4 protein-coding genes are annotated in these 12162 nt (G+C 73.1%); 1 reads left to right on the top strand and 3 read right to left on the bottom strand.

Annotated elements, in window-relative coordinates; translation table 11 throughout:
- Nucleotides 1–55: 55 nt before the first annotated feature.
- Entirely contained in the window at nt 56–406 is a 351-nt protein-coding gene (locus IM697_RS21210) for a hypothetical protein (protein WP_194049278.1), read from the top strand.
- A 53-nt stretch (nt 407–459) separates the two neighbouring features.
- On the opposite strand, the gene IM697_RS21205 is transcribed toward IM697_RS21210, so the two are convergent.
- From IM697_RS21205 to IM697_RS21195, 3 genes are read right to left on the bottom strand one after another with little or no spacing between them, the layout of a single operon-like run.
- On the bottom strand, nt 460–7677 hold the full coding sequence (locus IM697_RS21205; protein ID WP_228044799.1) for a non-ribosomal peptide synthetase: 7218 nt from the start codon (nt 7675–7677) through the stop codon (nt 460–462).
- A complete protein-coding gene (locus IM697_RS21200; protein WP_194049277.1) occupies nt 7674–10847 on the bottom strand; it encodes a type I polyketide synthase in 3174 nt (1057 codons plus the stop codon). The genes IM697_RS21205 and IM697_RS21200 overlap by 4 nt, the downstream gene beginning before the upstream one ends.
- Nucleotides 10847–12100, bottom strand: a complete 1254-nt coding sequence (locus IM697_RS21195; protein WP_194049276.1) for an MFS transporter — start codon at nt 12098–12100, stop codon at nt 10847–10849. The genes IM697_RS21200 and IM697_RS21195 overlap by 1 nt, the downstream gene beginning before the upstream one ends.
- Nucleotides 12101–12162 lie beyond the last annotated feature (62 nt).

Here is a 12162-nt window from a genome sequence, read left to right as displayed (position 1 = left end):
GGCCGTGAGCAGTTGGACAGGGGGAATCGATCCGCCTCAAGGACGGTGTACGCCCATGAACTGCTCCAGCCGCCTGCTGTGTGTCCTCTACATCGCCACGAGCGCGGGGCTCGCCTGGACCTCGATCCTCGAGTTCCGGTTCGGCCCGCTGTGGGCCGCCTGTCTGTTCGCGGCCGCCGGCCTGGTGCCGGTGATCGCCGTCGTACGGGAGACGGTGATCGGTGAGCAGCGGCGGATTCTGCTGGATCTGATCGCGCGTGCTTCGCGGGGCGGCGGGGATGCCGCCGACGCGATCGTCCAGGCGGAGCTCGACTCCGCGTGCTGCGAGCGCTGGTGGACCAGTCTCGGCACGGAGCACGAGGTGACGTGCCGGCACTGGATGCCGAGGAGCAGCAGCGCCGCGTGAGCGTACGCGTCCGCCGTCCCGCACGGCACGCGGGACGGCGTCGCGACCAAGGCTCACTGCCCCGGGGCCGGCTCGACCTCCTCCCTCAGGAGGGCGACGTAGTCGCGGGTCCAGCCCTCGATGGTGGCGCGGTCCCACAGGTCGGACGAGTACTCGACGAAGCCCTTGAGTTCGTCCCCGGCCGGGACGAGCCCGAAGGTCAGCTCCGTCCGGGACGCGGCGGGCGCGAGGTCCTCGACAGCCGTGGTCAGGCCGGGCAGTTCGACCTCCGCCTCCAGCGAGCTCTGGTAGGCGAAGCCGACGTCCAGCCGGTCCGGTACGTCGGCGCCACGTTCGCGCATCGCCGGGGCGATCCGCCGCACCGGCATGGCCCGGTCCATGCCCGCCACGGCCGTGCGGGCGACCTGGTCCGTCAGGGCGGCGAAGGAATCCGCCGCGCCGTCCCGCACCGGCAGCGCGAAGCCGGTGACCGTGCAGGCCAGCAGGGACTCGAACGCACGGCGCTCGCGGTTGGCGTAGGAGACGTTGAACACGACGTCGGGCTGGCCGGACTTCCGTGCGAGCAGCCGTCCCAGCGCCGCGGCCGTGACCACGAAGGGCGTCGTCCCTCGCCGACGCGCCAGTAGCTCGACTCCGGCCCGTACCTCGGCCGGCACGGTGAACATCACGGCGCCGCCGCGTCCGCTCGCGGTCTTCGGCCGTGGCCGGTCCAGCGGCAGCTCGACGGTGAACGGCACGCCGTCCAGCTCGCGCAGCCAGAACTCCAGCTTCCGCCCGTCGGCGGCCTCGTCGGCCTGCTCCCGCTGCCACTGGGCGTACCCCACGGGCTGGCAGCGCACAGGCGGCAGGGTGTCCGGCCCGCCCTGCGCGGCAGCCTTGTAGAGCGCGGCCAGTTCCTTCAGCAGCAGGCTGACGGACCAGCCGTCGCAGGCCGAGTGGTGCAGGACGAGCAGCAGGATCCAGGTGCTGTCGCCGGTGCGCAGGAGGCGCAGCGCCATCGGGGTGCCCTCGGTGGGATCCAGCGGTGTCTCCGCGGCCTCGGAACTGGCACGATCCACGGCATCCTGGCGCTCCTCGGCCCGCAGTGCGGTGAGGTCCTCGACGGGCAGCTCCACCGGGCCGGCGCGCAGCACCTGCTGCTCCCAGCCGTCCCCGCTGCGGGCCAGCCGGGTGCGCAGGCCCTCGTGCCGTTCGACCAGCCGGTTCAGGGCCGTGCGCAGGGCCGCCACGTCCAGGTCACCGGAGAAGGTGATCCGCAGGGCGACGTTGAAGACCTGCGGGAGGAGGTGGTCGGCGTGGACGTCGGCGAAGCGGGACTGCTGTGCGGTGGCGGGTGCCCGGCGTTCGACGGTGCCGGGTCCCCCGGAGGCGCCGGTGGCCAGTTGGGCCGTCATGGCTCGCGGCGTCGGGTCCTGGTAGAAGCCCAGCATCGGGTACTCGGTGCCGAACTCCTCGCGGACGCGGTTGACCAGCCGTATCGCGGTGATCGAGTGGCCGCCCAGGTCGAAGAAGGAGGCGTCGTCCGCGATGCCGTCGGCGTCGATCCCGAGTTCGGCCGCCCACAGCTCCCGCACCCGCCGCTCGACGCCGGTGCGCCCGCCCACGGCGGGATCGTCGCCGCTCGGCCTGCTGCTCGGTGCCGTGGTGACGAGGTCGGGGGCCGGCAGCGCGGAGCGGTCCAGCTTGCCGTTGCCCGTCGTGGGCAGCGCGGGCAGGACGCGCCAGGCGCGCGGCACGAGGTACTCCGGCAGCCGGGCAGCCAGTTCCTCGGCCAGCAGGTCGGCGAGGGCCTGCCGGTCGTCGGGCGCCGTGCCGACGGGGTCGGCGGGGACGGCGTAGGCCGCGAGGTAGGCCTCGTCCCGGTCGTTGCGTCGGGCCAGTACGGCCGCCTCGCGCACCCCGTCGAGGGCGTTGAGGACGCGGGAGACCTCCTCCGGCTCGACCCGGAAGCCCCGGATCTTCACCTGGTCGTCGGCCCGGCCGCAGAACTCCAGTTTGCCGTCACCGGTCCAGCGCACGAGATCGCCGGTGCGGTACCGGCGGGCCCGCGGGCCGACGTCGGGGTCCGGCAGGAACCGCTCCGCGCCGAGTTCGGGCCGGTGCAGATAGCCGAGGGCCACGCCCGGTCCGCCGACGTACAACTCCCCCACCGCGCCGACCGGAACCGGCTCGCCCGACTCGTCGAGCACGCTCAGCCGTACGTTGTCGACCGGGCGCCCGATCGCGATCGACGGGGTGAGGTCCCGGCTCCGCGGGGCGACGGTCTCGGTCGTGCACAGCACGGTGATCTCGGTCGGGCCGTACACGTTCACCGTCTCGTACGGCGCCTCGGGGCGCGGCCTGGTGCGCAGTGCGTCACCGCCCAGCAGCAGATGACGCAGCGGCGGCTGGTCGTCCGCCGGCAGGCGCAGCAGTTGTTCGCCCAGCGCCGTGGGCAGGAAGGAGAAGGTGACGCCCTGCCCGGCGTACCACCGGGCCAGCGCGAGCGGGTCCCTGCGGACCTCTTCGTCGGCGATGGTGACCGACGCTCCCGCGGTCAGTGCCGGCCAGATCTCCAGGAGCGAGGCGTCGAAGCTCTGGCTGCACACGACGGCGCTCCGGTCGGCCGGGGTGAAGCCGAAGCGCCGGTGGTGCCACTCGCACAGGTCGACGACGCCGCGGTGCGCGAGGACGACTCCCTTGGGTGTGCCGGTGCTGCCGGAGGTGTAGAGGACACAGCAGGGTGCGTGGTGGTCGGTGGGTGACGCGGCGCGCGGTGGGTGGTGCGCGGCCGCGTCGGGCGGTACGACGGTGACGCCCGCCGGCAGCTTCAGGGCGGCCGCCTCGTCCCGCGTCGACACCACGATCCGGGCCCCGCACTCGGCGATGATCTGCTCGGCACGCACCCGGCCGAGGGACGGATCGAGCGGCACATAGGCGCAGCCGGCCTTGAGCACGGCGAGCATGGCGACGACGAGGTCGGCGGAGCGCGGCAGCCACAGGGCGACCTCACCGCTGACCGCGGGCTGCGCTTCACGCAGTGCGGCGGCCAGCCGTTCGGCCCTGTCGTCGAGTTGGCGGTACGTCAGGCGCCTGTCGCCGCTGATCACCGCCGTACTGTCCGGCAGCGTGGCCGCCTGCCGGGCGACGAGCTCGTGGACGGTGGTCTCGGCGATCGGGCGGGCCGGGCCGTGCTGCCGGCCGGGCGGTGCGGGGTCGCCGTCGGCGGCCGTCGGGGCGAGCCGGGACAGCGGTGTGTCGGGTGATTCGACCGCGGCCGTGAGCAGGTCCCGGAAGGTGGTGAGGAACCGGTCGACGGTGGGCGGGTCGAACAGGTTGGTGTTGTACTCCAGATGGCAGCGGACGCCCTGTGGCTGGTCGGTGAAGTAGACGGTCAGATCCGTCAGGGACTTGTCCGGCCCGGCGTCCAGCGGTGTGGCCTCGATGCCGGGCAGCTCGAGGCGGAACGGCTCGGCCCGCTGGAACTCGGCGAACGCCTGGAACACCGGCGTCCGGTCGACCGCCCTGGGCGGGGCGAGTTCCCGCACCACCCGCTCGAAGGGCACACGGGCGTGGTCGTAGGCGTCGAGGGCGACCGTGCGCACGCGGTCCAGCAGGGTGGCGAACGTGGGGTCGCCGGACAGGTCCAGGCGCAGGGCGAGGGTGTTCACGAAGAACCCGAGCACGTCCTCGGCCCGTTCCGGCCGGTCGGAGATCGGGGTGCCGACGACGATGTCGCTCTGTCCGGTGACCCGGTGCAGCATCGCCGCGTACCCGGTGAGCAGGGTCATGAACAGGGTGCCGCGGCGGGTGCGGCCCAACTCGCGCAGCCGTCGGGACAGTTCGGGGTCGAGGGTGTGGAAGACCGCCCGGCCGTTGGAGGTCATCGTCGCCGGGCGCGGCCGGTCGGTGGGCAGGGCGAGGACGGGCAGGTCGCCGTCGAGGGTGCGGCGCCAGTAGGCCAGGTCCTCGTCGGCCTCGGCGCTGTGCGCGGACGCCGTCTGTCGCCTGGCGTGGTCGGCGTAGGTCCAGGTGAGCGCGGGCAGGTCGGCGGGGGTTCCGTCGCGCTCGGCCCGGTAGAGGGCCGACAGGTCGCGGGCCAGGACGGTGGCGGAGGCCGCGTCGACCACGATGTGGTGCAGGGACAGTACGAGGACGTGCTCCGCCTCGGCGAGCCTGACCAGCCGGGTGACGAACAGCGGGCCGTCCGCCAGGTCGAAGCGGCGTGCGCTCTCGGCCGTCAGGACGTCCTGGAGAGCTGTTCGAGGGCTGCCGGTGCCGTCCACGACCTCGAAGTCCGGGTCGGCGGAGGGCCGCACCACCTGGCGTGGCTCGCCCCCGATCTCCCGGAACACGGTGCGCAGGCCCTCGTGCCGGGCGACGAGCGCGCGCAGCGCGGCGTGCAGTGCCGGTACGTCGAGCGGGCCGTCGAGGCGGACGGCCTTGACCTCGTTGTAGGCGGTACGGCCCGGGAGCAGGCGCTCCAGGAACCAGATCCGTTCCTGGCCGGGTGACAAGGGCGCGTCGGCCGGGGCGACTTCGGTGATGGTCGGCGCCTGGGCGGTGTCGGCCGGCCGGCGGTAGTGGCGGCGCAACGCGTCCAGGCGCGGCAGGCCCTCGCGCAGCGCGTCCTGCGCGACGCCGAAGTCGACCAGGGCGACGATCTCGTCGGCGCCCGCCGCGGTCACCGCGTCCACCACCGGCCGGACGCTGTCCGCCGTGCCGATCAGGGCGCGCTGGTCGCAGTACCGGCCGTAGGCGCGACGGAACACCGCGTCCAGGTCGTCCTCGCTCAGTTCGGCGACGTCGATGCGGTGCCCGAGGCTGTTGGTGACGCCGCTGAAGACGGACATGGACGCGCGCATGTAGCGGGACAGCGGTTCGTACGCCTCGGTCCTCGCGGCGTCGTGGTCGTCCGCGAGGTAGGTGTGCAGCAGGACGGCCACGCGCCCGGCGTCCGGGTCCAGGCCGTGCTCGGCCCGGGTGCGGCGGTACAGGGCGATGTTCTCGCGGAGCTGTTCGACGCTCTGGGTCATCAGGTTGGTGACGATCCCCAGGTCATGGCGGGCGGCGCGGGCGTAGGAGGCGGGGTTGCCGACCACCGCGGTGTACAGCGGCGGGGCGTCCTGCACCGGCCGTGGGAAGAGCCGCACCTCGGCCTCGCCGTCGCCGCCGGCCCGGCGCAGGGCGTCCCCGCGCCACAACTTGCGTACCTCTTCGAGCTGTTCGTACATCAGCTCCTTGTGCCGGCCGAAACGCTCGGGGAAGAGGACGAAGTCCCTGGCGCTCCAGCCACTCGCGACACCGATGCCCACGCGCCCGCCGGAGAGGTTGTCGACCATCGACCACTCCTCGGCGACCCGGATGGGGTCGTGGAGGGGCAGGACGACTGAGCCCGCGTTCAGCCGGATCCGCTCGGTCTCGCGGGACAGGGCGGCGGCGAGTACCGCCGGGTTGGGGAAGAGGCCGCCGAAGGAGTGGAAGTGCCGCTCGGGCATCCACAGCGCGTGAAAGCCGTGCCGGTCGGCGAACCGGGCGGTCTCCATGAGGAGTTCGTACTGGCCGCGCCGGGGCGTGGCGGCGTCCTGTGGGTAGTCGCCGAAGAAGTAGACGCTGAAGTCGGTGGTGCGTGCCGTGGGTTCGCTCGCCGGTGGTGCCGTGCGGGATCCGGTGACGGCCGCCGCGTTCCAGGCCATGGAGGCCACCGGGGTGGGCGTCGGCGCGGGCGGTTCAGGCCGTGGTGGGGAGGGCTTCGGTGCCACGGGCCGGGTACTCGGGAAGAAGCCCGCCGAACGCAGCTCGCGCAGTGAATCCCGTACGGCGTCCGCGACGAACTCGACGTCGCCGTCGGAGTGGGCGGTGGACAGGAAGAAGTTGCGCCACTCCCAGACGTGCACGCCGCGCAGCATCAGGTGGTGGTAGAGGAGTTCCATGTCGGCGCGGTGCTCGAAGCGGAACTGGGAGCCGAAGTGGCTGATCCGCAGCGGGTACTCCTCGTCCTCGAAGAACCCGTTGAGCGTCGTGGCCAGTTCGGCGGTGCGCGCGTTGAGCCGCTCCTGCAGGTGCGGGCTGTGCTCCTTGAGGTGGGTCAGTACGGCGCGGGCCGCGACCATGGACACCGGGTGCTGGATGTACGTACCGCCGAAGAAGGTGGTGTCGGCGGGCGGGTAGCTGTCGTCGCCGTAGGACCAGTGGCCGCCGTCGACGCCGTCCATGATGTCGGCGCGGCCGGCGACGGCGCCGATGGGGAAGCCGCCGCCGAGGAGCTTGCCGTAGGTGGCGAGGTCGGGGGTGACGCCGTACAGCTCCTGTGCGCCGCGCGGGGCGGGGCGGAAGCCGGTCAGCATCTCGTCGAAGAGCAGGACGATGCCGTGCCGGCGGGTCAGCTCCCGCAGCTTGCGTACGAACTCGACGGGCTGCAGGGCGGGGTGCCTGCTCTGCACCGGCTCCACGACGACGGCGGCTATGTCGCCGGCTTGCCGTTCGATGGTCTCCAGGGCGGTGTCGCTGCCGTAGTCGAGCACCAGCAGATCGGAGACGGCGGCCTGTGGGATGCCCCGGGAGACCGGCACGGTGAGCTGGTCGGCGCCGGTGCCGGAGGGGCGGCCGAGGACATTGTCGGCGTGGCCGTGGTAGGCGCCCAGGAAGGTGACGATCTTGTCGCGGCCGGTGGCGGCGCGGGCGAGGCGGATGGCGGCGGAGTTGGCCTCCGTGCCCGAGTTGGCGAAGGCGACCCGTTCCAGGCCCGTGAGTTCGGCGAGGAGTTCGGCGGCCTCGCCGGTCTCGACGTTGCGCGGGCCGAGCTGGATGCCGCGGGACAGGTGTTCGCGGACGGCCTCGGTGACGAAGTCCGGCTCATGGCCGAAGAGGAGGACGCCGAAGCCCATGGTGATGTCGACGTACTCGTTGCCGTCCACGTCCTCCAGCCGCGCCCCGCTCGCCCGGCGGCCCGCGATGGGGTACAGCATCTCCTTCGTGCCGCTGCGGAAGCCGACGACGGCACGGCTGTCGGCCAGGACGCGGCGATAGCGCTGGGCGATGCGTTTCGAGGTCGGGGTCCTGGCGGTGTAGCGGCGCACGAGGTCGGCCAGGTGCCGCTGCTGGGTCTGCGGGGAGGCGTCCCGCACCATGCCGGACGTCCGGGCGAGCGTGACGCGGGGGCCGTGGACGCCGGGCGGCTGCTCCGGCACGGGAGCGTCGCCGCTCATCTGCTCGGCGATGCGCTGCGAGAGCTCGGTCATCGCGGCGAGGTCCCGGTCGAGTGCGGCGGATATGCCGTTCAGTGCGGTCACTTGGCCACCTGGCCGTTGAGCCGCTCGGTCACGGAGGCGGTCTGGAGGGCGAGCAGCTGGGAGAGCTGGTTCATCATCTGGAGCTGTATCCGGGACATCTGCTGGATCTTGTGGGCGAGGTCCTCCAGTTCCTCGCGGGTGGCGTACTCGGAGGCGGGCCGGGGCGCGGGTGCGGGTGCGGGCTCCGGTGGCGCGGGCGGCGGCGGTGCCTCCTGCTCCGACGGCGCCGCCGGCATCCGCGCCACGATGAACTCCGCGAGCCGCCGCGGCGTACCCGTCTCCTCGAAGAGCTGCCGCATCGTCACCTTGACCCGGTGCTCCTGCTCCAGTTCCCGCAGCACGCTGATCATCTGCAGCGAGTCGGCGCCGAGGTCGAAGAAGGACGCGTCGGCGACGATCGCCGACGGATCCTCGCCGAGGTGCCGGGAGGTCGTCTCGACGATGCTGTGGAGTACGTGAGCGACCGCTGCGTCTTGCTGAACCACTTCGGCTCCCTTTCTCGCTGCTGTTCTGGTGCTCAGGGCCGTCAACCGCGGCCCCGTCCAGTGGTCCTTGTGCTGGAACCGGTATCCGGGCAGGGGGATGCGCCGGCCCCCGCTGCCGGCCAGGAGTACCCGCCAGTCGACGTCCGCCCCCGCACAGTGCAGGCCCGCGGCGGCGCCCCAGAGGGAGCCGAGTCCGGTGCCGCGGCGCAGGGACGGCAGCGACGTGACGGCGGGCAGCGCCCGGCGGGCCAGTGCGCTGAGGGTGCTGTGCGGTCCGATCTCCAGCAGTACGGCGGGCTGTTGGGCCCCGATGGCGCCGAGCGCCCGGTCGAAGCGGACGGGCTCACGGGTGTGCCGGACGAGATGGTCGGCATCCGGGCTCCAGCCGGGCGGGCGGGTCACGCCGTCCAGCGCGCTGACGAACGGGACGCGCACCGGCCGGAAGGACACGTCGGAGAGGACCTTCCGGAACTCCTCCAGCATCGGTTCCATCAGCGCGGTGTGGAAGGCGCGGGTCACCGGCAGCCGCCGCCCCGGTGTGCCGCGGTCGTCCAGCAGGGCGCACGCCCGGTCCACGGCCTCGACCGTCCCGGCCAGCACCTGGGCGCGGTCGCCGTTGGTCACGGCCGGTTCCAGGCCGGGCACCTCGGCGGCCAGGGCGAGGGCGGCCTCGCGGTCGAGCGCCGCCGCCACCATGGCGCCGGGTGCGCAGCGCTCCCGCATCAGCCGGCCGCGCTCGGTGGTGAGGCGCAGTCCGTCGTCGAGGGACAGGGCTCCGGCGGCGTACAGCGCGGCGTACTCGCCGACGCTGTGCCCGGTGACGGCGTGCGGTTCGACGCCGGTCTCGTGCCAGAGCCGGACGAGGGCGCACTGGAGGGCGAACAGCGCGGGTTGCGCGGTGGCGGTGTCCTGGAGTGCGCCGTCGTCGGTGAACAGCGGGTCCCCGGTGAGGTCGCGGTGGTGCCGCTCGCAGGTGTCGAGCACGTCGCGTACGACGGGAAAGCGCTCGTACAGGGCGGCGGCCATGCCCGGGTACTGGCTGCCCTGCCCGGTGAACTGGAACGCCACGCGCGCGTGCCCCTCCCCCGGTGCCTCCCCCGTGGTCCCGGCCGCGGTTCCGGCGAGCCAGGCGTCCAGGGCGTCGGCGAGGGCGGCCGGGGTGGCGCCGCGGACCGCGAGCCGGTGGCGGCCGTGGGTGCGGCCGAGGGCCGCGGTGGTGACGAGGTCCGCCGGGTGCGGTGCGGGGGGCTGCCGCAACCGGTCGCGCAGGGCCCGGGCGTTGTCCGTCAGGGCGCCCTCGCTGCTCGCGGAGACCAGCAGCACGTCCGGAGGGGCGGCGGCGTCGGTGCGGGGCGTGGGGGCCGGGGCCTGTTCCAGGATCAGGTGGACGTTGGTGCCGCCGACGCCGAGTGAGGTGAGGCCCGCGCGGCGGGGCACGTCGCCGTCGGGCCACGGCCGGGCGGTCCGGGGGATGTAGAAGGGGCTTCGGTCGAGGTCGAGGGCGGGGTTGGGTTCGCTGAAGTTCGCCATCGGCGGGATGACGCCGTGTCGCAGCACCAGCAGGGTCTTGACGAGTCCGGCGAGCCCCGAGGCGGCGTCGAGATGGCCGATGTTGGCCTTGGTGGAGCCGAGGGCGCAGTAGCCGGTGCGGTCGGTGTCCTCGCGGTAGGCGCGGGCGGCGCCGTCGAACTCGATGGGGTCGCCCTTGAGCGTGCCGGTGCCGTGGGTCTCCAGGTAGCCGATGGTGTCCGCGCCGACGCCGGCGCGCCGCAGGGCCTGGCGGATGGCCGTGCGCTGGCCCCGGGCGCTGGGGGCGGTGAAGGCCTTCTTGTCGGCTCCGTCGTTGCCGATGCCCCAGCCGCGGATGACACCGTGGATCGTGTCGCCGTCGGCTTCGGCCCGGGTCAGCCGCTTCAGTACGACGGCCAGGACGCCCGTCCCTCCCACGGTGCCGTCGGCACCCGCGTCGAAGGCCCTGAGCCGGCCGGACCTGGAGAGGATCGAGCCCTTGACGTACCGGTAGCCCAGGACCTGCGGCACATGGACGGCGGTGGCGCCGACGAGGGCGATGTCGCAGTCGCCCAGGAGCAGGGACTGGGCGGCGCACTGCACGGCGACGAGCGAACTGGAGCAGCCGGTCTGGACGTTGACGGCCGGTCCGGTCAGGCCGAGCCGGTAGGCGACGCGGGTGGCGGTGAAGTCGCTGTGGTTGCCGACGGTGATCTGCATGCCCGCCATCCAGTCGGTGACGGGCTCGGTGGGCAGGACGTTGTTGAGGAGGTAGTTCTGGAGGGTGTACAGGTGGTAGCCGGTGCTGGCGAAGACGCCGACGCGGGTGCCGTCGCGTTCGCCGGGACGGCCGGCGTTCTCCAGGGCGTGCTGGGCGCACTCCAGGAACATGCGGTGCTGGGGGTCGGTGAGGCGGGCCTCGCGGGCGCTCATGGCGAAGTGCTGGGCGTCGAAGCCGGCGATGTCGTCCAGTACCCCGGAGGCGCCGACGAAGTCCGGTGCCCGGTACTCCTCGGCGGGGACACCGGCGGCGGCCAGCTCCTCCTGGGTGAAGCGCGTGATGGTGTCCGTGCCGTCATGGATGAGGCGCCAGAACGTCTCGGGGGTGTCGGCGCCGGGCAGCCGGAAGGCCATGCCGATGACGGCCATCCGCGGGTCGGGTTCGCTCGTCGTCATCAGCCGCGTCCCTTGACCACTGTCGATGTGTCACGGTCGGCCCTCTCCTCGGCGCCGGGGCCGCGCGCGCCGCCCCGTCTGAGGAGGGACAGCAGCAGGGCCAGGCACAGGGCGATCGCCAGGCCGTGGAAGGCGGCCACCACGTGCAGCGGGGAGAACTTCTCCAGCAGGGCGCCGCTGACGAGCATGCCGAGGCCGAAGCCGGTGTTCTCGGCCGAGGCGGAGAGCCCGAACAGGCGGCCGCGCTGGTCGTCGGGGGCGGTCTGGAGCCGCGACACGTAGACGATCTCGGTGAATCCGTCGGCGGCTCCGGCGACGAGCGCGGCGAGGACGGCGGGCGCGGTGGGCAGTCCGCAGAACACCACGATGAACCCCGCCGACATCACACAGGCGCCGAGCGCGAAGGCCCGCTCCCCCGGCGTCCGCCCGGTCTTCTTGGTGACACGGCCGATCACCTGCTGGGCGACGATGTTGCCGATGGCCCATGTGGCCCAGAACTGGCTGATGAACGTGGCCGGATGGTCGGGATCCAGGCTGCTGGAGTAGATCGGCAGGGCGACGTTGTGGGACGAGGAGCCCAGCCCGTCCACGGCGCGAACCGCGATCATCGCCATCAGCACCGGCGCGGTGCCCAGCAGCATCCGCGCGGTCCAGCGCACGGCACCGGACGTCTCGGCCGGACCTCCGTCGGCGGCGGCCGCCTTGGTGCGCACGGGCAGCAGGAACAGCACCGTCGCGGAGACCAGGAAGGTCGCGGCGTCCAGCGCGAACGCGGCGGAGTACCCGAGCTGCGCCACCACCAGGCCCGACGAGGCGAACCCGGCGATCATGGCCAGCGAACGCCCCGTCACCAGCAGCCCGTTGGCCCGCACGCGGTGCTCCGCCCCCACGATCTCCGGGATGCTGCTGCGCAGGGCCACCTGGGACAGCGTCGAGCAGCCGCCGGTGACCACGGCGAGGGCGTAGAGCAGGCCCGTGCGCATGCCGTCCGGCGCCAGCAGCAGCGTCAGCAGCGCCGCGGCCTGGCACAGGTCGGCACCGACCATCAGCCGCTTGCGGTCATGGGCCGAGACCAGCCGGCCGCTCACCCAGCCCGACACGACGCTCGTCGCCAGCCGTACGGCCATGAAGAGCCCGGCGGCCAGTGCGCTGCCCGTGGCGTCGTAGACGAAGACGTTCAGCGCCACCATGTTCAGGTAACTGCCGTACGCCGAGATGCCGTTGCCCAGGACGAGCAGCCGGAAATGCCTCATGCACCTTCCCCTGGTCTGCATGAAGGGTGAGAGTGATGTGCGGCCGCAACAGCCTGCCCCGC

The organism is Streptomyces ferrugineus, from assembly GCF_015160855.1.
Taxonomy (GTDB): domain Bacteria; phylum Actinomycetota; class Actinomycetes; order Streptomycetales; family Streptomycetaceae; genus Streptomyces; species Streptomyces ferrugineus.
The sequence above is the reverse complement of the archived record's forward strand: the minus strand, read 5'-3'. Positions and strand labels throughout refer to the sequence as shown.

Bases quoted from the DNA above. Each gene is read 5' to 3' on its own strand.
- IM697_RS21195 (WP_194049276.1), bottom strand. From the start codon at position 12,100: ATGAGGCATTTCCGGCTGCTCGTCCTGGGCAACGGCATCTCGGCGTAC.
- IM697_RS21200 (WP_194049277.1), bottom strand. From the start codon at position 10,847: ATGACGACGAGCGAACCCGACCCGCGGATGGCCGTCATCGGCATGGCC.
- IM697_RS21210 (WP_194049278.1), top strand. From the start codon at position 56: ATGAACTGCTCCAGCCGCCTGCTGTGTGTCCTCTACATCGCCACGAGC.